At 44.2% G+C, this 23072-nt stretch carries 23 protein-coding genes; 12 read left to right on the top strand and 11 right to left on the bottom strand.

Features of this window, described 5'->3' with window-relative positions; all coding sequences use genetic code 11:
• Nucleotides 1-80 precede the first annotated feature (80 nt).
• From FTW16_RS18465 to FTW16_RS18455, 3 genes are all read right to left on the bottom strand, one after another.
• Nucleotides 81-1667 (bottom strand): AbgT family transporter, encoded by a 1587-nt coding sequence (locus tag FTW16_RS18465; protein ID WP_146492087.1) that lies wholly within the window; start codon nucleotides 1665-1667, stop codon nucleotides 81-83.
• A gap of 388 nt (nucleotides 1668-2055) precedes the next feature.
• The gene (ykgO, locus tag FTW16_RS18460) at nucleotides 2056-2181 is read right to left on the bottom strand and encodes a type B 50S ribosomal protein L36 (protein ID WP_123301017.1); all 126 of its coding nucleotides are present in this window, start codon (nucleotides 2179-2181) and stop codon (nucleotides 2056-2058) included.
• Entirely contained in the window at nucleotides 2182-2442 is a 261-nt protein-coding gene (locus FTW16_RS18455; RefSeq protein ID WP_146492086.1) for a type B 50S ribosomal protein L31, read from the bottom strand.
• A gap of 123 nt (nucleotides 2443-2565) precedes the next feature.
• Between FTW16_RS18455 and tsaA the strand changes: the two genes are divergently transcribed.
• From tsaA to FTW16_RS18425, 6 genes are all read left to right on the top strand, one after another.
• A complete protein-coding gene (gene tsaA, locus FTW16_RS18450; RefSeq protein ID WP_146492085.1) occupies nucleotides 2566-3261 on the top strand; it encodes a tRNA (N6-threonylcarbamoyladenosine(37)-N6)-methyltransferase TrmO in 696 nt (231 codons plus the stop codon).
• Between the two features lie 101 nt (nucleotides 3262-3362).
• Nucleotides 3363-5078, top strand: a complete 1716-nt coding sequence (locus FTW16_RS18445) for a proline--tRNA ligase (protein ID WP_146492084.1) — start codon at nucleotides 3363-3365, stop codon at nucleotides 5076-5078.
• Between the two features lie 170 nt (nucleotides 5079-5248).
• The gene (locus FTW16_RS18440; protein ID WP_146492083.1) at nucleotides 5249-5944 is read left to right on the top strand and encodes a tellurite resistance TerB family protein; all 696 of its coding nucleotides are present in this window, start codon (nucleotides 5249-5251) and stop codon (nucleotides 5942-5944) included.
• Nucleotides 5945-6112: 168 nt separating this feature from the next.
• Nucleotides 6113-6316 (top strand): YaeP family protein, encoded by a 204-nt coding sequence (locus FTW16_RS18435; RefSeq protein ID WP_008222923.1) that lies wholly within the window; start codon nucleotides 6113-6115, stop codon nucleotides 6314-6316.
• A 1-nt stretch (nucleotide 6317) separates the two neighbouring features.
• Nucleotides 6318-6509 (top strand): DUF4250 domain-containing protein, encoded by a 192-nt coding sequence (locus tag FTW16_RS18430; RefSeq protein ID WP_010436438.1) that lies wholly within the window; start codon nucleotides 6318-6320, stop codon nucleotides 6507-6509.
• A 244-nt stretch (nucleotides 6510-6753) separates the two neighbouring features.
• Entirely contained in the window at nucleotides 6754-7080 is a 327-nt protein-coding gene (locus FTW16_RS18425) for a hypothetical protein (protein ID WP_146492082.1), read from the top strand.
• A 238-nt stretch (nucleotides 7081-7318) separates the two neighbouring features.
• On the opposite strand, the gene glyA is transcribed toward FTW16_RS18425, so the two are convergent.
• Complete coding sequence (gene glyA / locus FTW16_RS18420; RefSeq protein ID WP_048606700.1) at nucleotides 7319-8569, bottom strand: serine hydroxymethyltransferase; 1251 nt, start codon at nucleotides 8567-8569, stop codon at nucleotides 7319-7321.
• A gap of 347 nt (nucleotides 8570-8916) precedes the next feature.
• Between glyA and FTW16_RS18415 the strand changes: the two genes are divergently transcribed.
• The 3 genes from FTW16_RS18415 (at nucleotide 8917) to FTW16_RS18405 (ending at nucleotide 12191) form a co-directional block, all read left to right on the top strand.
• A complete protein-coding gene (locus FTW16_RS18415) occupies nucleotides 8917-9519 on the top strand; it encodes a YitT family protein (RefSeq protein ID WP_017060757.1) in 603 nt (200 codons plus the stop codon).
• 82 nt (nucleotides 9520-9601) lie between these two features.
• The gene (locus FTW16_RS18410; protein ID WP_132968998.1) at nucleotides 9602-11110 is read left to right on the top strand and encodes a transcriptional regulator; all 1509 of its coding nucleotides are present in this window, start codon (nucleotides 9602-9604) and stop codon (nucleotides 11108-11110) included.
• Between the two features lie 145 nt (nucleotides 11111-11255).
• Nucleotides 11256-12191 carry a hypothetical protein gene (locus tag FTW16_RS18405; RefSeq protein WP_261383485.1) on the top strand — a complete coding sequence of 312 codons (936 nt, stop codon included), beginning with the start codon at nucleotides 11256-11258 and terminating at the stop codon, nucleotides 12189-12191.
• Nucleotides 12192-12287: 96 nt separating this feature from the next.
• Here FTW16_RS18405 and treC read toward each other — a convergent pair whose 3' ends face one another.
• From treC to gmhB, 5 genes are all read right to left on the bottom strand, one after another.
• Complete coding sequence (gene treC, locus FTW16_RS18400) at nucleotides 12288-13973, bottom strand: alpha,alpha-phosphotrehalase (RefSeq protein WP_146492081.1); 1686 nt, start codon at nucleotides 13971-13973, stop codon at nucleotides 12288-12290.
• A 141-nt stretch (nucleotides 13974-14114) separates the two neighbouring features.
• On the bottom strand, nucleotides 14115-15539 hold the full coding sequence (gene treB, locus FTW16_RS18395; RefSeq protein WP_022570656.1) for a PTS trehalose transporter subunit IIBC: 1425 nt from the start codon (nucleotides 15537-15539) through the stop codon (nucleotides 14115-14117).
• 210 nt (nucleotides 15540-15749) lie between these two features.
• Nucleotides 15750-16694: a trehalose operon repressor TreR gene (gene treR / locus FTW16_RS18390; RefSeq protein ID WP_146492080.1), complete on the bottom strand. Its 945-nt coding sequence runs from the start codon at nucleotides 16692-16694 to the stop codon at nucleotides 15750-15752.
• An 89-nt stretch (nucleotides 16695-16783) separates the two neighbouring features.
• Nucleotides 16784-17119: an MliC family protein gene (locus tag FTW16_RS18385; RefSeq protein WP_146492079.1), complete on the bottom strand. Its 336-nt coding sequence runs from the start codon at nucleotides 17117-17119 to the stop codon at nucleotides 16784-16786.
• A gap of 63 nt (nucleotides 17120-17182) precedes the next feature.
• On the bottom strand, nucleotides 17183-17767 hold the full coding sequence (gmhB, locus tag FTW16_RS18380) for a D-glycero-beta-D-manno-heptose 1,7-bisphosphate 7-phosphatase (RefSeq protein ID WP_017060762.1): 585 nt from the start codon (nucleotides 17765-17767) through the stop codon (nucleotides 17183-17185).
• A gap of 207 nt (nucleotides 17768-17974) precedes the next feature.
• On the opposite strand from gmhB, the gene metN reads away from it, so the two are divergent.
• From metN to FTW16_RS18365, 3 genes are all read left to right on the top strand, one after another.
• Complete coding sequence (gene metN / locus FTW16_RS18375; protein WP_017060763.1) at nucleotides 17975-19009, top strand: methionine ABC transporter ATP-binding protein MetN; 1035 nt, start codon at nucleotides 17975-17977, stop codon at nucleotides 19007-19009.
• Nucleotides 18999-19682, top strand: a complete 684-nt coding sequence (locus FTW16_RS18370) for a methionine ABC transporter permease (RefSeq protein WP_017060764.1) — start codon at nucleotides 18999-19001, stop codon at nucleotides 19680-19682. Before metN ends, FTW16_RS18370 begins: the two co-directional genes overlap by 11 nt.
• Before the next feature lie 81 nt (nucleotides 19683-19763).
• Nucleotides 19764-20573: a MetQ/NlpA family lipoprotein gene (locus FTW16_RS18365; protein ID WP_017630795.1), complete on the top strand. Its 810-nt coding sequence runs from the start codon at nucleotides 19764-19766 to the stop codon at nucleotides 20571-20573.
• A 111-nt stretch (nucleotides 20574-20684) separates the two neighbouring features.
• Here FTW16_RS18365 and FTW16_RS18360 read toward each other — a convergent pair whose 3' ends face one another.
• Complete coding sequence (locus FTW16_RS18360; RefSeq protein ID WP_146492078.1) at nucleotides 20685-21890, bottom strand: carbohydrate porin; 1206 nt, start codon at nucleotides 21888-21890, stop codon at nucleotides 20685-20687.
• Between the two features lie 404 nt (nucleotides 21891-22294).
• Nucleotides 22295-23071: a Zn-ribbon-containing protein gene (locus tag FTW16_RS18355; protein WP_017630798.1), complete on the bottom strand. Its 777-nt coding sequence runs from the start codon at nucleotides 23069-23071 to the stop codon at nucleotides 22295-22297.
• Between the last annotated feature and the right edge of the window lies 1 nt (nucleotide 23072).

The following is a 23072-nucleotide window of genomic DNA, read 5'->3' as shown; positions in this document are numbered from 1 at the left end:
GCCTGCATCAATGCAGGCTCTTTGGTATCTCATCGTTTATTCAGTTGATAGCGAATCCAATATTCACTTATCACTGCTTACTAAGGCGTGTAGTACGTTGCAGCGCCCGGACCTACTGGTAGGCCGAATACGAATACCCAAACGTAGAACATTAAGCTCCAACCAACCAAGAATACGATTGAGTATGGAAGCATAGTTGCAATCAGAGTACCGATACCTAGGTTCTTCATGTAACGCGTTGCTACAGCAAGGATTAGACCGAAGTAGCTCATCATTGGAGTAATGATGTTCGTTGTTGAGTCACCGATACGGTAAGCCGCTTGAATCGTTTCTGGTGCGTAGCCTACTAGCATTAGCATTGGAACGAAAATAGGTGCTGTTACTGCCCACTGAGCAGAAGCCGAACCGATCATTAGGTTAATGAAGCCACACATTAGGATGAATGCGAAGAACAACATTGGACCTGTTAGGCCGATATCTTGTAGGAAAGTAGCACCTGCAACTGCGAATACTTGACCAAAGTTAGTCCACTTGAAGAAAGCGACAAACTGAGCAGCAAAGAACACAAGTACGATGTACATGCCCATTGAAGACATCGACTTAGACATTGCCTCGATCACATCACGGTCTGTTTTCATTGTGCCGGTAACTTTACCGTAAACAAAACCAGGAACCGCGAAGAATACGAAGATGAACGCTACGATACTTTTCAGGAATGGAGAACCTGAAACCGTACCTGCGGCTGAACGTAGAACACCATCAGCTGGAACAATCGTCCAAGCAAGAAGCGCTGAAACCGCTAGCACTGCGATACCCGCAAGCTTAAGGCCTTTCTTCTCAACGTCTGTTAGCTTGCCCATTGAATCATTTGATAAATCTTCAGACGCTTCTTCGTCGTTGTATTTACCCAGTTTTGGCTCAACAATCTTCTCAGTTACAAATGCACCTGTAATAGCGATGAAGAAAGTAGAAACAAACATGAAGTACCAGTTTGATTCAGGACCAACGCTGTAAGTCGGGTCAATCATTTGTGCTGCTGTTTCTGTGATACCAGAAAGCAGTGGGTCAACCGTACCGATCAGAAGGTTTGCAGAGTAACCACCAGATACACCAGCAAATGCTGCCGCTAGACCCGCTAATGGGTGACGACCCAAAGAGTGGAAAAGCATTGCTGCAAGCGGGATAAGTACTACATAACCCAGCTCTGAAGCCGTGTTAGAGATGATACCGGCAAAAACTACAGTTACCGTAACCATGCGCTTAGATGCGCCCATTACCATGCCACGCATCGCAGCAGATAATAGACCTGAGTGCTCAGCAATTGCTACACCTAGCATTGCAACCAGCACGGTACCTAATGGCGCAAAGCCAACAAAGTTTTTAACTAGATTAGTTACGATGAGTTGTAAGCCTTCAGCATTCAGTAAGCTTACAACATAGATCATTCCGTCAGCAGAACGACCTGGAGCACCTTCTGGGCGAGGGTCCATAACAGACACTTCAAAATATCCAGCGATACCTGAAGTAACTAGAATAGCGACACAGAAGATTGCGAAAAGAGTGATTGGGTGGGGTAATAGGTTCCCCAAATATTCAACACCATCGAGAAAACGGGTAAAAATAGGTTTCTTTGGCGAGTTGTTTTTTATTGAAGCTGATGAACTCATCAGTTCCCTCCTTGTAGTGATTCCTATGCAATTGTGACAAAAATGTTCAAATTGCCAGCGAAGGGTACGCGACAAAATTATCAATTAGAAATTCAAAATGTTACAAAATGTGTAACAAACGGTGATTTTTAACTCTATTTGAACAATTAATTAGCAAATAAATCTACATTAAATACAAAATCTAGATTTATAATTCACAACCACGCATTCACTACAAATATATCTAACGATATAACCTATTGATTCACTTAAAAATAAAACACATCGTACGCTAAATAAACACTCTATCTTTAATCCGGTTCCTCTTGAGGGAAAAGAAAAGCAGTCAAATGAATGAAGTTTGACTTTCCCCTCGTTTTTTACACACGTGTCACATCAAATTGACGGCTTATTTCTGAACCGCTTTGAATCTCGGATTAGTTTTACAGATAACATAGTGACGGCCTCGGCGTTTTACTATCTGACAATCCGGGTGACGGTTCTTTGCACTTTTCAGTGATTTCACGACTTTCATTTATTTCGCTCCCTTACCTAATTGACCAAAACGACGAGTGAAGTTCGCAACACGTCCCTCTTTATGTAGCACTCTCTGTTTACCGGTATAGAAAGGGTGCGACTTTGACGATACTTCAATCGTGAAATAAGGGTAAGTATTGCCATCTTCCCATTCGATAGTACGTTCTGTTTTCAACGTTGAGCCAATCAAGAAGTACTCATCGACACTGGTGTCGTGGAACACCACTGTGCGGTAGTCAGGGTGGATATTCGGTTTCATTGTATTTCCCTAAATGCTTAAATTGATACGTTATAACATACCAAATGATAATTATTATCAAAAGAAAAACAAGCGATTTTGTGATATTTTTCCGTCTTAACTGAAACCAGAGAACACCTTGCTATGTACACCATTAAACCTGTTGGCTTTATTGAGTCTCCTTATAAAGAGAAGTTCGCTGTGCCAAGACAGCCTAGGTTAGTACCCACTTCGACCTCAAGAGTTAGGCTAGTTGAAGCAGCGAACTGCCTTGAGTCTGTTCGTGATATTGAACAATTTAGCCATGTGTGGTTGTTATTTTTGTTCGATAAGAACCTTGAAGCAGGATGGAAACCAACCGTGAGGCCACCTCGCCTTGGCGGCAATGAACGTATTGGTGTATTCGCGTCTCGTGCCACATTCAGACCCAATGGAATTGGCATGTCTGCGGTTGAACTCAAAGGTGTGTCTCAAGAGAAAGGGCAAACTTGGTTGGATCTCGGCAGCGTCGACTTAGTAGACGGCACACCGATCATCGACATCAAACCTTATATTCCCTACTCGGATTCGATTCCAGATGCATTCGGAGGGTTTGCCGCCGAAGAGCCAGAGGTGCTAGAAGTTAGCTTTTCTCAGCAAGCACAAAGTAAACTAGCAAACCATCCACAAGCCCGTCATATCATTAAGGTGATCAAAGAAGTGCTTGGCCAAGATCCACGTCCGGCCTATAAGAAAGGCAAACCAGACAACAAGGAATATGCGGTAAATTTGTTCGATCTTAACGTAAAATTCGTTGTTGAAACGCTTTTCATCAATGTAACTGACATTGAGCGCTTTTGAGATCTCAAATAGGCTGATATTATATGCGGCTATATCAGATTTGCTGTAGTCACTAACCACAGCAAGTTTTCTTTTATCAATGATGAAACGGATACCATAGAATGCGTACCAGTAACTACCTTCTTTCTACTTTGAAAGAGACTCCAAACGACGCAGAAGTTATCAGCCACCAGCTGATGCTACGTGCAGGTATGATCCGTAAGCTAGCTTCAGGTTTATATACTTGGCTACCTACTGGTCTACGTGTACTGCGTAAAGTCGAAAATATCGTTCGCCAAGAGATCGATAATGCAGGTGCCGTTGAAATCTTGATGCCCGTAGTTCAACCGTTTGAGCTTTGGGAAGAGACTGGCCGTTCTGAAAAGATGGGCCCTGAGCTACTTCGTTTCACAGACCGTCACTCTCGTCCGTTCGTTCTCAGCCCAACAGCTGAAGAAGTAGTAACGAGCCTAGTACGTAACGAGATCAGCTCTTACAAACAGCTACCTCTAAACCTGTACCAAATCCAGACTAAATTCCGTGATGAGCGCCGCCCTCGCTTTGGCGTAATGCGTGCACGTGAATTCTCTATGATGGATGCGTACAGCTTTGATATCGACAAAGAAGGCTTAGAAAAGTCTTACCAAGCGATGCACGATGCTTACTGTAAAGCATTCGACCGCATGGGCCTTGAATACCGTCCAGTATTAGCTGACTCTGGCGCAATCGGCGGCAGCGGCTCTCAAGAGTTCCACGTTCTTGCTGAAAGCGGCGAAGACCTAATCGCATTCTCAACTGAGTCAGATTACGCAGCAAACATCGAAAAAGCAGAAGCACTCGCTCCTACTGAAGATGCTGCAGCACCAACTCAAGAGATGAAACTGGTTGATACACCAAACGCGAAAACTATCGCAGAATTGGTAGAGCAACACGGTCTAGCAATCGAGAAGACAGTTAAGACTCTATTCGTTAAAGCATCTGATGAAGTAGAAGCAGATATCATTGCTCTAGTCATCCGTGGTGACCACGAGCTTAACGAAGTGAAAGCAGAAAACCTTCCACAGGTTGCTTCTCCACTAGAGATGGCTTCTGAAGAAGAAATCCGTGCTCTTGTTGGTGCAGGTCCTGGTTCACTTGGCCCTGTTGGCCTAGAGCTACCATTCATCGTTGACCGCTCTGTTGCTGTAATGAGCGACTTTGGCGCTGGTGCAAACGTAGACGGTAAGCACTACTTCGGTATTAACTGGGGTCGTGACGTAGAGCTTGCTCAGGTTGAAGACCTACGTAACGTAGTTGAAGGCGACCTTAGCCCATGTGGTCAAGGTACTATCCAACTTAAGCGTGGTATCGAAGTTGGTCACATCTTCCAACTAGGTAATACTTACTCTAAAGCAATGAACTGTAACGTGCTTGGTCCTGATGGTAAGAGCGTAATTCTAGAAATGGGTTGTTACGGTATCGGTGTTTCACGTGTTGTTGCATCTGCTATCGAGCAAAACCACGATAAATTCGGTATCACTTGGCCAGACGCACTAGCGCCGTTCCAAGTTGCTATCGTACCAATGAACATGCACAAATCTGAGCGCGTTAAAGAAGCAGCTGAGAAGCTATACGCTGAATTAACGGCTATGGGTATCGAAGTACTATTTGATGACCGTAAAGAGCGCCCTGGTGTTATGTTTAAAGATATCGAGCTTGTGGGTATTCCTCACACTATCGTTATCGGTGATCGCAGCATGGACGAAGGTAACTTCGAATACAAAAACCGTCGTACTGGTGATAAAGAAGCTATCGCAATGGACACGGTTATCGAGCACCTTAAAGCTCAACTAGCTTAGTAATCCGATTACTGACTAGATAAACATTGAAAGGCTGCCATTAGGTAGCCTTTTTTGTTCCTGCTATTAATCACCTAACGTAAAGAAATGTCAGTTAATCCTCTGTTCATCTAACAGTCCGTATATTGGTGTCATCAACTTTTTAGACATGCTCACCATTGGAGGTATCGATGGATATCAAAAGCTTACTTAACCAAGCACTTAAGTCAGATCTCGTTAAACAAGGTACTCAGAAGTTTTCCCAAGGATCTTCGAGTTTAAGCAACCTATCTCAAGGCAGTAGCAGCAATGGCAAAGGTGTCAACAAGAGCACACTTGGCGCCTTCGGTGCAGGCGCAGTTGGTGGTGGACTGTTAGGGGCGTTAATGGGCTCTAAGAAGACCAAGAAAATGGGTAAGAAAGCCGCTGGCATTGGTGGCGCAGCAGCACTGGGCGCTTTGGCTTATAAGGTCTACAACGACTATCAGTCTAAACAAGGGCAAACACCAAATGCCGAACAAGCTCAATTTGATGAGAACGACTCAAACCATAGCGTGCTGATTCTCAGGTCGATGATTGCAGCATCCAAAGCGGATGGTCATGTTGATGAAGAAGAGATGGCCAAGATTGAGCAAGCCGTCGAAAACATGGGTGCCGATTATCAACTGACTAAATTGGTGTCTGAAGAATTGCACAAGCCACTCGATCCAAGTGAAATTGCTCAGCTCGCGACCTCACCTCAACAAGCGAGTGAGATCTACTTAGCGTCTTTGATTGTAGCGGATGAGCAGAACTTCATGGAGAAGGCTTACCTCAAAGAGTTAGCCAAGCAACTCAACCTTGATGATGAAGTTACTTATCAACTTGAACAGCAAATCTCTGGTTAAGCAGTCAATATCCGGCTAATAGGCAAGCTAGCAAAGTGATACGTTGAGCATCAACAGAATGAGATATTGAGCAAGAACAAACTAACTCTGAACTTAATCAGATCCACTTTGTTTTTGCTTATCTCTATGTGTATATTGAGATCAGTTATCATTTGGTTAGGTATAAAAATGAAAGTATACGATTGTTGTGATTTGGTGCGTGAACTGTATTCTCAAATTGGCAGTGGCGACCAAGGCTATATCCCTAAAGCGATCACCTGCGCGGTAAAAACATTGAATGACCTTGCTGCAGATGAATCTCTTCCTAAAGAAGCGCGTGAGCGTGCAGCATTTGCCGCAGCTAACTTACTGATTTCAGATTTCGAGGACTAATATGAACCTCGCTAACTTTGAAAAAATGGATCCTGTGATGTTGATGAGCATCGTCAACATGAAACTGCGTGATGACTTCGGCGGTGATTTGGATCGAGTGGTCAACTTCTACGAGATCGACAAAGCAGCATTAATCGCGAAACTTGCGTCTGCTGGCTTTGAGTTCCTTCCAGAAGCCAAACAGTTTAGATAGCCATTTAGAACAAGCTTGATTTTGAGAGGCCAACCTTAGTGTTGGTCTTTTTATTTTTTGGCCGGAAGAAGGGTGCATAATAGGCCAAAGATCAATAAACCTATTATAAATTATCTGTTTGCGCCTATACTTTTATATCCTAGAGTCAACCTGCGATCCTTGAACCAAAGCGTGTTGTTGTATAGGCTACCCAGAACAGCATATAAAACTCATCACTAAGTTGGATGATATCGAAGGACTAACAATGAAAAGACTCGGACTATTAGCCGTTATCACAACCGCACTCACCGCAGGGTGCTCTTCAAATACTCAGCAAGATAACTTTCGTGAAGCCTCTTTTGAACTGTGTAATACCGAAGTCGATATCTACTCAGTAAGCCATGATGAGCGAATTCGTATCGTCTGTTCTGATGGTTCTAAATTCGCTTTGAACAGCGAAGATACGCTAGAAGTAATGCGTGATATCAACATCGACTACTGCGATGGCGAAGGCTTAGGCAAATTCAATGAAAGCCGCAGCTACTACTCGTTCAAGTGTAAGTCAGGCACTTTACTGAGCATCAAAAAGTAAAATTAAGACCTGCAAACAACAAAGGGTTGATGTGCAAGCATCAGCCCTTTTTAGTATCAGCCTTTCTGTATTCTCAGATAACCCAACTCCATACCCACAGATACAAAAAAGGGACTCAATGAGCCCCTTTAAAAGTGTTTTTCAAAGTAGTTGTTTGAAATTCTAGGAGAGCACGCGGAGCTTACGGATGTAAGTGAGCATGCTCGACAACGAAGTTCAAATCACTACGAAGAAAAAATTAAGCGTAAACAGGTAGACGCTTACAGATATTTAGTACTTTTGCTTTTGTTGCTTCGATAACAGACTCATCACCCATGTTATCTAGGATGTCACAGATCCAACCTGCTAGCTCTTTCGCGTCTGCTTCTGAGAAACCGCGACGAGTGATAGAAGGAGAACCGATACGGATACCTGAAGTAACGAACGGGCTACGTGGATCGTTTGGTACAGAGTTCTTGTTCACTGTGATGTTCGCTGCACCTAGTGCAGCATCTGCTTCTTTACCTGTGATGTCTTTGTCGATTAGGTCAACTAGGAACAGGTGGTTCTCTGTAGAACCTGAAACGATGTTGTAACCGCGTGCAAGGAATTCAGCAACCATTGCTTTTGCGTTAGCCACTACGCGAGCTTGGTATTCTTTGAATTCTGGCTCTAGAGCTTCTTTGAACGCTACTGCTTTACCAGCGATAACGTGCATTAGAGGACCACCTTGGCCGCCTGGGAATACTGCTGAGTTTAGCTTCTTGTAAAGATCTTCGCCTTCGTTAGAAAGGATAAGACCACCACGAGGACCAGCAAGCGTCTTGTGTGTTGTCGTTGTTACAACGTGAGCGTGTGGAACTGGGTTCGGGTAAACGCCTGCAGCGATTAGACCAGCAACGTGAGCCATATCTACGAAGAAGTAAGCGCCTACTTTATCAGCGATTTCACGCATGCGCTTCCAATCACAAACTTGAGAGTAAGCTGAGAAACCGCCGATGATCATCTTAGGCTTGTGCTCGATAGCTAGCGCTTCCATCTCTTCGTAATCGATTTGACCTGCTTCATCGATACCGTAAGGGATGATGTTGTAAAGCTTACCAGAGAAGTTCACTGGAGAACCGTGAGTTAGGTGACCACCGTGCGCTAGGCTCATACCAAGAACCGTATCGCCAGCATTCAGTAGCGCCATGTATACAGCGTTGTTTGCTTGAGAACCTGAGTGAGGTTGTACGTTTGCGTATTGAGCGCCAAACAGTTCACATGCACGTTCGATTGCTAGAGTTTCAACTTTATCTACGTACTCACAACCACCGTAGTAACGCTTGCCTGGGTAACCTTCAGCGTATTTGTTTGTAAGCTGAGAACCTTGAGCTTCCATTACACGTGGGCTTGTGTAGTTTTCTGAAGCGATAAGTTCGATGTGCTCTTCCTGACGAAGAGTTTCTTCTTGGATAGCTGCGAATAGGTCCGCATCGTAATCAGCAATGTTCATGTCACGCTTAAGCATCTGTATCTCCTGACTCAGATTGTACTGAAAGTTTCAAAAAAACCACACAACGACCGAAAGCAAACGTTTCCGTCACCGTTTTGATGTGACGCATTCTACATAATTTGATCTAGGTCATAAAGAGCTAATTGCAATTTTATCATGCAGTTTTTTCATAATCACATATAAGATTCATCATGGTTATTAAGCTGATCCAACCAAAGATGACGCTTACTGTCAATTTTACGCTTTACACCCTGTAAAACGCAGATTACATAGGTTTACCTTAATTTTGCACCTCAAGCTACCGAAAGCTAAGGTTTTTATCTACTATGCACGCCTTTATTGGTTAGGTAATTATAAAAACGATGGAAAAACACTCACGTAAAGAAGATTGGGTAGCAATCCTCACTGGCACATTTTTAGTAGCGTTAGGCGTCTTCTTTTTACAGTCAGCGAACCTGCTTACTGGTGGCACTACTGGCTTGGCTCTGCTTTTGAGTCAATTCTTGCCTGTAACCTTTGGTATTTTGTACTTTGTTGCCAACTGTCCATTCTACTTATTGGCATGGAAACGATTCGGCCGTAGCTTTGCTATTAGCAGTGCGATTTCTGGTGCTTTAGTATCTGTGTTTGCCGACCATTTATACTTAGTTATCTCGCTAGAAGTTCATAACGAAATCTACTGTGCAGTTGCTGGCGGCTTGTTAATGGGCTTAGGTATGCTAATCCTATTTCGTCACCGCTCAAGCCTGGGTGGTTTCAACGTATTGTGTTTGTTTATCCAAGACCGCTACGGTATCTCCGTAGGCAAAACCCAAATGGGTATTGATGCCTGTATTCTGTTTGCATCGTTCTTCTTTGTATCGCCTTGGGTGATTGCCGTATCTGTATTAGGCACCGCAGTATTGAACATCGTATTGGCAATGAATCACAAACCAACTCGCTACTCGGTGAATTACGCGTCTTAATACCAATCACCTTATGAATTACTAGCTGTTTTTAATAACAAAAACAGCTAGTATTTAGGTTTTATAAACCGTCGCCTTTTCTATGCAAGATTACCTCTCTAGCGCCAAAGACCAACAAACCTCTATTTATATTGAAGGCTTGGAATTCAACACCAACACACGAGTCTTAAGCTGCGACAAGCAGGTCATCGATTTAGAACCTCGTTCTATCGAGCTATTAGAGTTACTTCTTACCAGCGTTGGTCAGCCGCTCGCTGCCGAGCACATCATTGAATCTGTATGGCAAAGTAACTTCATTTCCAAAAATGTTCTGACAAACCGAATCAGTACCTTACGTTCAGTACTTCAAAAACACCTGCCAGATAGCGACGCAACCAAAATACTGGTGACTTATCCGCGCAAGGGCTACTTCCTTAACCCTAGCTCTGTGAGCTTGGCCAATGCACAGCCCCAACCTCTTGAGGTAACCGAACAGCCTCAACCAAGTAAAAAGACATCACCGTTTAATCTTTTGTTACTGTCACTCTCTGTTGTGCTGCTGATAAGCACTGCGACTTTAGGCTATATGTTTTGGCACTCTTCAAACCAAGCCTCAGAGCTTGAACGCACACAGAGGCTAATTCCTAAGGTCGAGCTACTGCTAAACCGTATCGATGCCATTGGAGACAATGCGAGAACGTATCGCAAAGCCGTTAAAGCGCTACTACTTCAACAACAAATTGAATACGCTTATACCGACTTAGCGAATCAAGATGCACCTAGTTACTTCGTAGACCCAATAGACAGTACGCCCTTCTTTCCGGGTGCCAAAAACATGCGCACCAGTGATTACCTGCTCAATATTCAATTAAAGGATCAGGAAGTCGATACACGCCTTGCGGCTAAAGTCAGCCTTATTTACCCAAGTTCAGGCAAACTTGCTTTCCGCGGTGTCTACTCAATAGAGATAGATAACCTCAGTGAAGACTTGATGGAAATAAATAGAGAGCTAGCAAACTACTTTGCTTTGCCTGCGCCGCTATCACCAGAGTGGTCTGTCAGCGATAAAGAACTAAGCCATTTACTTAACGAACAAACGTTAAAGCTGGATAGCGTGCCACTCAACGTGATGACTTCAACATTGATTGCACGACAAATGGCGCTCTTTGAAACTGACCACCAGCGACTGATCAGTTTCACTAGCCTTGTGCAAACACGCTTTAAGTTGATTCCCGACGAGCTCAAACTTTGGCTTGGGATTATTCACTTCAAGTTAAGAGACCTGCAAACCGCGAAGGAATTCCTGACCAACACAGCGGGCAATTCGACCATCGAGAACGCACTGGTCTATATGATGATTTCCCATATTGGTTACAAGCAAGGAGACATGGATAAGTTTCGCCTCAACTACATGGAATCCTTGGTCGCATTATTGCGAGTGGTTCCTTCAGAAGAGTTGTTTGCTCGCTTGTCCAAACCGGAGTCGAAATCAACCTGTCTCCAGCCTTGGAAAAATCTAAAATTGAGCATCAAAGAGCCATTAATCATTAAGCAGTGGGAAAACCTGATGCTTAACTACTGCACGAATGTCGGCCATCAACTTTCCGAATAAAGAAATATAAAGTACTTAAAAACAATGGTTTAAATATAAATTAAGATCTTATGTATCTTCATTTTTTGCCCTATTAACCCTCTCAACAATAGCATTCCTAAAAACATCAGGCCGCTCTAGGCCAACTATATTAGGAATGCTCAACATGAAAAAATCCATGACGCTGCTTGCGACTTCTCTCTTTGCTCTTTATGGCTGTGGCGGCGGAGGTGGCTCTTCTTCATCTGGCTCTACTGGTACAACTCAGTTCGATTACCCGATCAACAACTCTCAGTTTGCACCAAAGAACATCACATTGTTGTCTTACCTAATATCAGAAGATGGCGGTGAAAACATAGCACTGGATATTGCATACCGAGATATCAGTTCACAGCAAATGTTAGCCAATATTCAGTTGGAATTAGATAAGTTAGCGATCTCTAATGAGACTGAAGGTGTAGCTGAATTGGAGAAGCTAAAAACAACGTTAGAGAGCATGGTTAACAGCGGTATCAACGACTTCTACGCCGCGGATATGACGATACAAGGTGAGACGGACAGTGGCCTGTTTTACAAAGGCAGCGATGGCTTTGTTAACTCAGTTGATTCCAATATAGAATTGACTAATGGTGAGGCTGTCGACTTTTTGGTGACCAACCCAGTATTCAAAGATTCAGGCAGTACAGTACAAGAAAAAAGCCCCAATATTAGTCAGAGCAGTAGTTCTGTCGGGCTTTCGTTTGAGGTTACTACTGGACAACTAGAAGCCTTGCTTGATGATTTCTACGAAGGCGATATTGATGATTTAGGATCGTTAGACACACGATGTGACTTCCATTGGCAGCAACAAGTTTCCGAAAATGGTCAGCGCTCAGCGGTAACGGTTCAAGATAAGAAAATTGAAACGGCGTACCTGAAAGTTGAAAACACTTACAACGTGGTTTGTGATGGGTATGATTCAGCTGAATTTCAAAGCAATACTGAAACATGGTTCAACCCAAGCTTTGGCGTTGTGAAAATGATGGACTGGGATGAAAAGAATGGCACCCAATTGAACGAAACGACGTGGACTCTCGATTCATTTACGGTCAACAAAGGCTAGTAGCCGAAGCCTTCCATTAGAGAATAGGAAGGAAAGCTTTGAGCCTGACACATAGAGTTCAGGCTCAAAGCTTATACTCGCATAGGGGAACGAGTATTATTGCTCTATCAAGAGAATTCTTGTTTCATACGGTCGTAAGGCTACCGTGTTTGCAGAAACTGGCAACTGCTCATTAGAGTAATTCCCCAATAGCAATTGCGCTTTATCCAGTTCAAATTCATTAGATAACTCAACCTGACACGCTTCACCGTAGTAGTTATTAACACACAACAAAGTCTGACCATCAGTCTCGCGAGAATACGCAAATACCGATGGGTGCTCAGGCAACAAGTCTTTGTAGCTACCATGAGTAATCACTGGCACTTCTTTACGCAACTCAATCAAGCTCTTGTAGAAGTAAAAAACAGAGTCTTTGTCTTCCAGCGCTTGCTCAGCATTGATCTCAGTATAGTTATTTGCAACATCTAGCCACGGCTGAGCTTGTGAGAAGCCTGCATGCGCTTCGCTGTTCCACTGCATCGGCGTGCGAGAGTTATCACGAGATTTCTGCGCCAGAATCGCCATCATATCTTGATGAGCCACACCATCACGGTTAACCATGATGTCATACATATTGGTGCTCTCAACATCACGATATTGGCTGATCTCGGTGTAACCTGGGTTGGTCATGCCAATCTCTTCACCTTGATAGATATAAGGCGTGCCTTGCATCATGTGGACAGACGCAGCCAACATCTTGGCCGACTCAACACGATATTGCTGATCATCACCTAAGCGGCTCACGACTCGCGGTTGGTCGTGGTTACACCAAAACAATGCGCCCCAGCCCTTGCCGTTCAAACCCGTTTGCCAATGATTGAAGATCGACTTGAGCTGCAAGAAATCAAACGGCGCATTAGTCCACTTCTCACCATTGGTGTAATCCACCTTAAGGTGGTGGAAGTTAAACACCATCGATAACTCGCTGTTATCAATGTTTGAGTACTGTTGGCAATGCTCGAGTGTCGTTGAAGACATCTCGCCTACTGTCACGCTGCCGTATTTCTGGAATACCGCTTCGCTGATCTCTTTCAGGTATTCGTGCACTCGTGGGCCATCAGTGTAAAAACGACGACCATCACCGATATCATCATTGGGGAAGTCTTGCTGTTTCGAAATCAGGTTGATCACGTCCAAGCGGAAACCATCAACGCCCTTCTCAGCCCAGAAGCTAATGACGTCTTTCACTTCTTCGCGTACAACCGGGTTCTCCCAGTTAAGGTCGGCTTGCTCTTTCGCGAATAGGTGTAGGAAATACTGACCCGTCGCTTCATCCATTTCCCATGCATTACCACCGAACTTAGACTGCCAGTTGGTTGGTGCTTGGCCGTTTACAGGATCTTTCCATATGTAGTAGTCGCGGTATGGGCTGTTTTTATCACCCAATGCTGACTGAAACCACGCATGTTCTGTTGAGGTGTGGTTTACCACGATATCCATCACGATACGAATACCACGTTGGTGCGCTTCAGCCAGCAATAGGTCGAAATCTTCCATGGTGCCGAATTGCGGGTTAATCGCGTAGTAATCTGAAATATCGTAGCCGTTATCGATCATTGGGGATGCGTAAACTGGGGTTAACCAAATGGCATCCACACTCAAGTGTTTAAGATAATCCAGTTTTGAAATGATCCCTTTGATATCGCCAGTACCTTTACTGCCACTGTCACAAAAGCTCTTTGGGTAGATTTGATAGATGGTTGCGGTTTTCCACCAACTTTCATCATGCTCAGTCATCGCCATCTCTAACACTCACTTACCAGAAAATATAAAATAAAAATCACCATGTGAATCATGGTCGAATAGCCGTTATAACTAAAAGAAAAAGCTATAACTAAGAGAAAAAGCGATGGCTCACTTTGGAGTCATCGCTTATTAAATGCATTACGCGTTGGCGGTTTCTAGCTCACCTTTCATCTGTGCTCGTTTATAGAAGAACAGTGTTAACGTGACGGGTAGTACAATCGCCACCAGCATCGCAATTAAGTAAACAGACCAATATTGCGGTTGAATCGATAAGATGCCTGGCAAGCCACCAACACCGATACCATTCGCCATCACTCCTGCACTACCACAGATAGCAGCCGCAGCGGCACTGCCGATCATTGCGCTCAGCATTGGGAATTTGTATTTAAGGTTGATGCCGTACATCGCTGGCTCTGTTACACCTAAGTAAGCAGAGATTGCAGCTGGAACCGAGATATCTCGTTCGCCTTCGCGTTTGCTTAAGATGATGATGCCAACAACCGCTGAAGCTTGTGCAATATTTGATAGCGCAATCAAAGGCCAGATTGGTGTGCCGCCTAAGTCTTGCATCAGTTGTAGGTCGACGGCATTGGTTGTGTGGTGAATACCTGTAATAACCAAAGGTGCGTATAGGAAGCCAAAGACTACTGAACCAAGAATCGCAAAGTCACCCGTCATTGCCGCTTTAGCCGCGAATGCCACGCCATCGCCTAACATACGGCCAAATGGGCCAATGAAAGCGTGCGCTAAAATCACAGACAAAATAATCGATACGAACGGCACGACAACAAGGTACAGGTAAGAAGGAACAATACGCTTAAGGTTGGTCTCGATGAAGGCCAGAGCCACACCCGCTAACATCGCAGGGATCACCTGAGCCTGATAACCAACTTTCTCTATCACGAACAAGCCAAAGTCCCACACTTCAGGTACCGATTTACCTATCATGTAAGCGTTCATCAATTGCGGGGAAACCAAGGTCACACCGAGCGTGATGCCTAAAATAGGGGTTCCGCCGAGCTTCTTAACCGTTGCCCAACACACACCAACCGGAAGGAAGAAGAAAATAGCTTCGCCGATCAACCATAAGAAAGAGTGAACCGTTGCCCAGAATTGACTGATTTCAACTAGGGTTTTGCCGTCGAACATGCGAATGTCGCCAATCACATTACGGAAACCAAGAATCAAACCGCCAGTAATGATGGCAGGCAGCAGTGGTACGAAAATTTCGGCTAAATGGGATATACCACGCTCAAGGAAGTTCATATTTTGACGAGCAGCCAACTTCGCCTCATCTTTTGATGATGCATCTTTACCAGTTTGCTCAATCAAAAGTGCGTACACCTCATCAACCTCGGTGCCAATCACGACTTGGAATTGACCTGCGTTAGTAAAGCAGCCTTTTACCAGTTTAAGCTTCTCTAATTCTGCTTTGTTCGCTTGTTCCGTATCGTTCAATACAAAACGCAGTCGAGTTAGACAATGGCTGACACTCGCAATATTCTCTTTGCCACCGACTAACTCGATAAGACGCGCAACGTCTTGCTTCGCTATCTTACTCATACTACCCCACCCTGGTTTCATTCAATTACTCATCTAAACCATGTAGCTATAACCACTCAGACTTAGATTTAGATTTATGGGAACATTCCCAATTACGGTTATTATAATGCCCACATGAATGATAAATTAAAATGGGAACAGTCCCATTAATTGAAAGAGATCACACTCTAATTTTAATCTAAGCGGTTCAATTTCGCTTAATTGAGTGGATTATAGAATCGGAGATTGAGTGTGATGAGAGATCTCTGAATTGCCTAAAAGCTGAGAGATCAATAGATTAGCAGCCAGTTTACCTGCAGATTGGTAACCAGGATCAATGCTAAATACTCGTGGGAATAAGAAAGAGAGAAGATCATTGCCACCGACACCAGTCACCACCACATCTTCACGTTGTCGCTCTTGCAGACGCTTGATCACACCGAGAGCCAATGTGTCACTAGCACAGACTATAGCTTGGGTGTTAGGTGTTAGTACCTCATCCACCAGCTGATAAGCACTTTCGTGATGAAGTTGACCAGTGCGATAGTTTGCCACCGAACCTGTGTTTTCACACCAATCGAGATAAGCCTTAAGACGCAGTTCACCGGTTGATTTGTCGCTAGGATCAACCCCGATGAAGCCAACCTCAGAGATCCCCTGATCCGACAGATGCGCTAACGCACTATTGATCACCTGTTGGTTATCATAGTTAATCGACGTCACGTTCTCGGTATCCAGAGCAATAACCACCGCTTTGTGTTCCCAAGCTTCAATCGCAGGAATATCGCAATCAGTAAAACCAAACACGATTATGCCGTCTACATTGCGGCGCTTGAGAACCTGAAGGTGTTCATTGGCTTTTTCTCTATCTAGCTGGCTTTCCATGATCACGACATCGTAATCCGCTCGATACAACTCAGCCAACATAGTGCTAACTGCTTTGTTTTCAGAAGGGGAATCCAGACGAGAAATGATGACACCGATGACTTTTTGACTGCCACCACGCATCGACTGCGCAGACTTTGAAGGCGTGTACCCAGATTCTTGAATTACTCTTTCCACCCTTTCTCGGGTTTCAGGTTTCACTTTTGGATCATTGGTCAGAACGCGAGATACGGTTGACTTACCAACACCGGACAGCTTAGCAATATCGAGAATAGTGAGTTTTTTGCTCATAAAAAGTCTAACGTTAAAGGGAAGAGAAGAAAAAGTGAGGGCATACCCCCTCACTTAACTGTTTGTAAATCCTAGAAGTCAACTATGACTTACTTTCGGCAATTTTTATAGACGACACGACCAAGTTCTAGACGCGCGTTGTCACCTTTAGTGCGTAAAGTGACGCTATTGATCAGTTCAGAGGTTCCATCATCTAAGATGTACTTCGTTCCTGAACCTGCCGATATTTGAGTTAGGCGATATTCATTCTCTGGCAAACGTAATACCGCTTTTTCATTACCAAGGTAAGCGACCTTAAATGAAGCGTCAGACTCACATTGATAAGTCACGAATTGATCGTCCGATACTGCACCATCAGGCGCTGCGGATTTAGAACACCCGAATAACGCTACCGTACATAGAGATGCTATCAACAATGCTTTCATACTGCGTTCCTCATCTTTATATAGTGAACAACACTTATATCTAAGTGAAGGAGACTTAGTGTCTTAACCTTTTAAGAAAGCTGGCACGTCTTTAATGCTATCAAGCACAACGCTCGCCAAGGCTTCACCTTTTTCAGTGATTGGTTTGCCTGTTCTTACTAAGACTTTAGTACCAACGCCTGCTGCTTCTGCAGCCATCATGTCTTCAGCTTTATCGCCGATCATGACCGAGTTAGCCATATCAATCTTCAGAAAGTCACGAGCAGAAATGAACATACCTGGCTTTGGTTTACGACATTCACAATCTTGCTTGTAGTCACCAATACCGTGTTCAGCGTGGTGCGGGCAGTAATAGATGCCATCAAGCTCAACGCCGTTATCAACAAAGTTCCAATCCATCCACTGCGTTAAAGAAAGAAAACGGTCTTCACTAAACATGCCGCGAGCAATGCCTGACTGGTTAGTCACTAGCACCAATAAATAGCCCATATCTTTAAACGCTTTCGCCGCTTCAAACACACCGTCAATGTATTCAAAGTCATGCTCATCATGTACGTAGCCGTGGTCAACGTTAATCACACCATCACGATCTAAAAAAACAGCAGGTTTAGACAAAATTTTGTTCTCTATCAACTCTCTATTAATCATTAATTATTACACGCTTTATTTGCTTCATCACTATCTATTTAGTTTTGCGTTCGTTAACGAATTGTTTCTAGCTTAGCCATACAATCGACGTTTAGCCGTCTAGACGTAAAAATATCTATTGACTTAGATCATAGAACACCATAGCATCGTCTGTAAATCGAGCGAGCTATCGACATATTATTCTGTTCTACCTGCACGGGTTTCTCTATGATTAAAGTGAATCAAGTCAACAAGGTTTTTTATCAAGGTACTAAAGAAATCAATGCCTTAATTGATATCAACCTCCACATTCCTCAAGGTCAAATCTTTGGAGTCATCGGCTCTTCAGGTGCAGGCAAAAGTACCCTAATCCGCTGTGTAAATATGTTGGAAGCACCGACCTCTGGTGAAGTGATTGTTGACGGTATCGACCTAACAAAACTCAGCAAATCAGAACTTAGCGAAGCGCGCCGTAACATCGGCATGATATTCCAGCACTTCAACCTGCTGTCTTCTCGTACTGTATTTAACAATGTAGCACTGCCTTTAGAACTTGCTGGTAAAGATAAAGCGATTATTGAAGCAAAAGTGAGTGAGTTACTTGAACTCGTTGGCTTAGCGGATAAGCGAGACACCTACCCGGCAAACCTAAGTGGCGGTCAAAAGCAGCGTGTTGCGATTGCTCGTGCACTGGCCTCTGATCCGAAAGTACTGCTGTGTGACGAAGCGACCAGCGCATTGGACCCTGCGACCACTCAATCGATTCTTGAGCTACTGCGTGAAATCAACCGCAAGCTGAACATCACTATCCTGCTTATTACGCACGAGATGGATGTAGTGAAAAGCATTTGTCACGAAGTGGCGATCATTGGCGGTGGTGAATTGGTAGAGAAAGGCACAGTTGGTGACATCTTTGCTCACCCTAAAACTGAACTAGCGCATCAATTCATTCGTTCAACGTTGGATCTGACGATCCCTGAAGATTACCAAGCACGCCTGCAAGAGACTCGCGTAAACAGCAGTTACCCGTTGGTACGTCTTGAGTTTACGGGCGCAACGGTTGATGCTCCGCTGATGACTCAGATTGCACGCAAATTCAATATCGATGTCAGCATCCTAAGCTCTGACCTTGATTACGCCGGCGGCGTGAAGTTCGGCATGATGGTTGCTGAACTGTTCGGTAATGAAGCAGATGATAATGCTGCTATCCAATTCCTACGCGACAACAATGTAAAAGTAGAGGTGCTTGGTTATGTCCTTTAGTTTCAACGAGATTGCTGACTGGATCAGCCTTAACGGTAATCTTCTATTAGGTGCAACCGGCGAGACGCTTTACATGGTTGCAGTTGCGGGCATTGTTGGCTTTGCTGTCGGTATTCCATTAGGCGTGATTCTACACACGACTAAAAAAGGTGGCCTGTTAGAGAACACCAAAGTAAACAAGATTCTAGGTGCGATTGTGAACGTGGGTCGTTCAGTGCCTTTCTTAGTGTTGATGGTTGCGATTATCCCACTAACTAAGATGCTGATTGGTACCTTCATAGGCACAACAGCAGCGATTGTTCCATTGACGATTGGTGCTATCCCATTTGTGGCTCGACTTATCGAAAGTGCACTACTTGAAGTACCAACAGGTCTAGTAGAAGCGGCTCAATCAATGGGCGCAACACCAACACAAATCATCAATAAGGTTCTGCTTCCTGAAGCACTACCGACTATTATCAACTCAGTAACGATTACGCTAGTGACACTTGTGAGCTACTCAGCAATGGCGGGCACGGTTGGTGGCGGTGGTCTAGGTGATGTCGCGATTCGTTACGGATTCCACCGTTACGATGTGACCATCATGGCTGTAACGGTAGTGATGTTGATTGTGCTTGTACAAATTATTCAATCAATCGGTGATTCCTTAGTTCGCCGCGTTGACCACAGATAAAGACTCAGCGCTAAAACGCAAACTCTCTAAGACAAGAGTCGTCTGAACCAAATTAAATAGATTTATTAAAAGGAGATTATTATGAAATTTAGCCTTAAAGGTTTACTTACTATCGCAGCAGCGGCATCAGCGCTAGTACTAGCAGGTTGTGGTGATAAAGAAGTTGATACTTCTAAAGTAAAAGTTGGCGTAATGGCAGGTGCTGAAGCGCAGGTTGCTGAAGTTGCAGCGAAAGTAGCAAAAGAGCAGTACGGCCTAGACGTTGAACTGGTTACTTTTACGGATTACGTAACGCCAAACGCGGCACTGGATGATGGCTCTATCGACATCAATGCATTCCAACACGCACCGTACCTAGATCAGCAAGTGGCTGACCGTGGTTACAAACTGACTATCGCTGGTAACACGTTTGTTTACCCTATCGCTGGTTACTCTAAAGAAGTGAAATCTGTCGACGAAATCCAAGACGGTGCTCGTATTGCGGTACCAAACGATCCAACAAACCTAGGTCGTTCTCTACTGCTTCTTGAGCAACAAGGTCTTCTTGAGCTTCGTGAAGGTGCTGGTCTTCTAGCAACAGTTCGTGACATCGTTAAGAACCCTAAAAACCTAACGATTGTTGAACTAGACGCAGCACAACTGCCACGTTCTCTTGATGATGTAGCGCTTTCTATCATCAACACAACTTACGCAAGCTCTATCAACCTGACTCCACAAAAAGATGGCGTATTCGTTGAAGACAAAGATTCTCCTTACGTAAACCTAATCGTTTCTCGTGAAGACAACCTAAACGCTGAAAACGTACAGAACTTCGTTAAAGCTTACCAAACTGAAGAAGTGTACAACGCAGCTTCTGATATCTTCCAAGGTGGCGTAGTTAAAGGTTGGTAATCACCTAAACTTTTCAGCATCGTATAGATACCCGAAGGGGCTGACATAACGTCAGCCCCTTTTTTATTTACGGCAGTTTTTATGTACCGAATTTCGTTAGAAAGGCTCGGCTTACCACCAAGCTTCCACTTGCATACCGACACTCATTTCACTGTTCTTACCTTCACCGAAAGCATTGTCATTTTCAGCATCATTTAGGTAAGTGGCAAAGATACGGAACTCGGGACGAGACCAGAAACCCACTTGTGGAACCCAAGCTTGAGCGATTGTAAATTTACCACCCGCACCATCTTTGTTATCGATAGTTTCAACAAAGCCACCAATTTCAAGAATGGTACGCATGCGCTTGTCCCACTTATAAAGCGGACGAATTACCGCACTGAAAGAGTCATCATCACTATTATTGGCGCCAACACCGGTTGAAGCAGCATAACGGACAGTGTGGCCAAACTCGATGTTCTCACCGATCGCAAGCACGCCCCAGTTAATCAATCGGAAGCCATCGGCGTCATTGTTGTTGGCATCACGAACGATGCCTTTACCTGTCCCAAAAGTCGTCATCTGCTCGGCATAACCAGAGTTAGCAACCTGTAGAATAGTTTTGTTGAAGCCACCTGAAAGATTTTGATTCAAGCTTGCCGTTAGCATTACGCTGTCATCCGCATCGACCGTTTGACCTTGCTTTTCATTGGCGAAGTTCATATCAATACCAACCTCAAGATCCGCATTGTTCCACAATGGAATACCCGCATAACGTATATCAGCAATCATGGCTGTGGTTTCTTTGCCATCAAACACATCGCCTGTCACTGTATCTTGAATCAAAGCCACCGATAATTTACCTGGGCCCATATTGATGTGTTCAACACCTGCACCAATACCGCTCACATCCCAGTAGTAGTTATCAACGATGTGTACATCATGACGTTGGTAGTAGCGCTCACCAGCCCAAATACCAATGTCCTTGTCTTCAAAAAGCCCTACCGCTTGAACATTGAGCTGAACTACATCAACGCTTTTATCCGCCGCGTTCTCATCTTGGCCTTGCCAGTACGACAACATGGAATCAACTACAAATGAAACGTCGTCCTCAGCATACACCTCTTTCTTAAAGCCAAACTCGCCATACAGGTCATTCTCGTTGCCGAGTCGCCCAACTTTACTCACCTCCCACTTGCTGTTTGAGCCACCTTCATTACTCAGGCCAACGCCGCCGCGCATGTAGCCATTGAACTCTAATGGTGTGGTTTCATCAGCGTATAAATTAGGAGCAAGTAAAGCAGTAGAGAGTGCAGCAGCAATAGGTAACAGTTTCATCGTCCATTCCTTTCAGATCTAGAATCAAGTTATTATTCAAAAATGGGAACATTCCCATGGGATCGATCCCATTTATATTGAGAAGAATATAAATTGAAAGAGAACTGATTGATTATTGTGATCAGGCTAACTATTGAGGTAACTAAAAGTTGATGGACGTTGGATTATTTAAATGAATACATCGGAGCTACAGAAAGAGCTGAATATCACGTTCTGTGCGTATTAAAAGGAAAATGGGTAACGATAATAGAGTAAGAAAGATCGAGCTAAGAGAAGTAACGAAATCACAGCATCGGGGATGATACAAGATGCTAAGTATATAATATTAAAGGGGGAGTTAATATCAGAGCACTAAGTTAGCACTCCGATATCTAAAGCATGGCGCTTAAATAACCACTAGAAGACTACTTAAGGTGATCCCAAGAGATGTTTGACACCAATCGGCAGTCATCACACTTGAAATAGAAAATATCGTGGATCGGTGCATCTAGCAGCCATTCGCCACCACATTGCGGACATTTACGCTCTTTTTCTGCTTTTAAGCTGATACCACCCACGCGGTACAAGTAGTAATAAGTCGGGATCTTGGTGAGATATTCAATGCGTCCTCTTAAGCCCCAACCTCGTTTGAACAACACACTTTTAGTATCACTGATCTCAGTCAGAGTCGCGTGTTCAGCACGACAACCCCCACCCATTTGGACTTCATCACAGGCTTGCCATTCAGTCTGCCATTTCAACACGGCTTTATGGTCACCATTGAAGGTTGGCGGGTTACGGTACAGAGGAATCGGCAACAAGCTATCGCCACTACGTAGCGGTGAACAGGTATGAACGAACGTCGTGTACAGTACCTGCCAGCTTGGCGCTTCGTCTTCAGCCACTTCTTCAGAGTTAAGATCTCGACCAAGCAAGCGCATTTTTGGTGCAAGCAGGCTCGCGTTAGACAAGCGATCAAAACACACTTTTACGAAATCTGAATGGTTACGCGGATGTAAGCTGTCTTGCTCTGGGCAGACAACGCGAACATAAAACTCACCGTCGCCCATCACGATAGGAAACTCACGACCCAACACTTGTCCGTTATAACGAAGTGCATCCATTAAGCCATTAACAGCCTTGTCGACAGCGCTTACCGTTGTGTTATCAAAACACTCAAATTGAAGTTCTAGTACGTACATC

Source organism: Vibrio sp. T20 (assembly GCF_007858795.1).
In the GTDB taxonomy this organism is placed as follows: domain Bacteria; phylum Pseudomonadota; class Gammaproteobacteria; order Enterobacterales; family Vibrionaceae; genus Vibrio; species Vibrio satsumensis.
Note: the sequence above shows the minus strand (reverse complement) of the source record. Positions and strands in the feature narration are given on the sequence as shown.

What these genes read in the sequence shown, in the direction of transcription:
- FTW16_RS18405 (WP_261383485.1), top strand. Translation starts at nt 11,256, where the DNA reads ATGAAAAAATCCATGACGCTGCTTGCGACTTCTCTCTTTGCTCTTTAT.
- FTW16_RS18445 (WP_146492084.1), top strand. Translation starts at nt 3,363, where the DNA reads ATGCGTACCAGTAACTACCTTCTTTCTACTTTGAAAGAGACTCCAAAC.
- FTW16_RS18415 (WP_017060757.1), top strand. Translation starts at nt 8,917, where the DNA reads ATGGAAAAACACTCACGTAAAGAAGATTGGGTAGCAATCCTCACTGGC.
- metN (WP_017060763.1), top strand. Translation starts at nt 17,975, where the DNA reads ATGATTAAAGTGAATCAAGTCAACAAGGTTTTTTATCAAGGTACTAAA.
- FTW16_RS18365 (WP_017630795.1), top strand. Translation starts at nt 19,764, where the DNA reads ATGAAATTTAGCCTTAAAGGTTTACTTACTATCGCAGCAGCGGCATCA.
- tsaA (WP_146492085.1), top strand. Translation starts at nt 2,566, where the DNA reads ATGTACACCATTAAACCTGTTGGCTTTATTGAGTCTCCTTATAAAGAG.
- FTW16_RS18385 (WP_146492079.1), bottom strand. Translation starts at nt 17,119, where the DNA reads ATGAAAGCATTGTTGATAGCATCTCTATGTACGGTAGCGTTATTCGGG.
- gmhB (WP_017060762.1), bottom strand. Translation starts at nt 17,767, where the DNA reads ATGATTAATAGAGAGTTGATAGAGAACAAAATTTTGTCTAAACCTGCT.
- FTW16_RS18440 (WP_146492083.1), top strand. Translation starts at nt 5,249, where the DNA reads ATGGATATCAAAAGCTTACTTAACCAAGCACTTAAGTCAGATCTCGTT.
- FTW16_RS18425 (WP_146492082.1), top strand. Translation starts at nt 6,754, where the DNA reads ATGAAAAGACTCGGACTATTAGCCGTTATCACAACCGCACTCACCGCA.
- glyA (WP_048606700.1), bottom strand. Translation starts at nt 8,569, where the DNA reads ATGCTTAAGCGTGACATGAACATTGCTGATTACGATGCGGACCTATTC.
- FTW16_RS18355 (WP_017630798.1), bottom strand. Translation starts at nt 23,071, where the DNA reads ATGTACGTACTAGAACTTCAATTTGAGTGTTTTGATAACACAACGGTA.
- FTW16_RS18360 (WP_146492078.1), bottom strand. Translation starts at nt 21,890, where the DNA reads ATGAAACTGTTACCTATTGCTGCTGCACTCTCTACTGCTTTACTTGCT.
- FTW16_RS18435 (WP_008222923.1), top strand. Translation starts at nt 6,113, where the DNA reads ATGAAAGTATACGATTGTTGTGATTTGGTGCGTGAACTGTATTCTCAA.
- FTW16_RS18370 (WP_017060764.1), top strand. Translation starts at nt 18,999, where the DNA reads ATGTCCTTTAGTTTCAACGAGATTGCTGACTGGATCAGCCTTAACGGT.
- treB (WP_022570656.1), bottom strand. Translation starts at nt 15,539, where the DNA reads ATGAGTAAGATAGCGAAGCAAGACGTTGCGCGTCTTATCGAGTTAGTC.
- FTW16_RS18455 (WP_146492086.1), bottom strand. Translation starts at nt 2,442, where the DNA reads ATGAAACCGAATATCCACCCTGACTACCGCACAGTGGTGTTCCACGAC.
- treC (WP_146492081.1), bottom strand. Translation starts at nt 13,973, where the DNA reads ATGGCGATGACTGAGCATGATGAAAGTTGGTGGAAAACCGCAACCATC.
- FTW16_RS18410 (WP_132968998.1), top strand. Translation starts at nt 9,602, where the DNA reads ATGCAAGATTACCTCTCTAGCGCCAAAGACCAACAAACCTCTATTTAT.
- treR (WP_146492080.1), bottom strand. Translation starts at nt 16,694, where the DNA reads ATGAGCAAAAAACTCACTATTCTCGATATTGCTAAGCTGTCCGGTGTT.
- FTW16_RS18430 (WP_010436438.1), top strand. Translation starts at nt 6,318, where the DNA reads ATGAACCTCGCTAACTTTGAAAAAATGGATCCTGTGATGTTGATGAGC.
- ykgO (WP_123301017.1), bottom strand. Translation starts at nt 2,181, where the DNA reads ATGAAAGTCGTGAAATCACTGAAAAGTGCAAAGAACCGTCACCCGGAT.
- FTW16_RS18465 (WP_146492087.1), bottom strand. Translation starts at nt 1,667, where the DNA reads ATGAGTTCATCAGCTTCAATAAAAAACAACTCGCCAAAGAAACCTATT.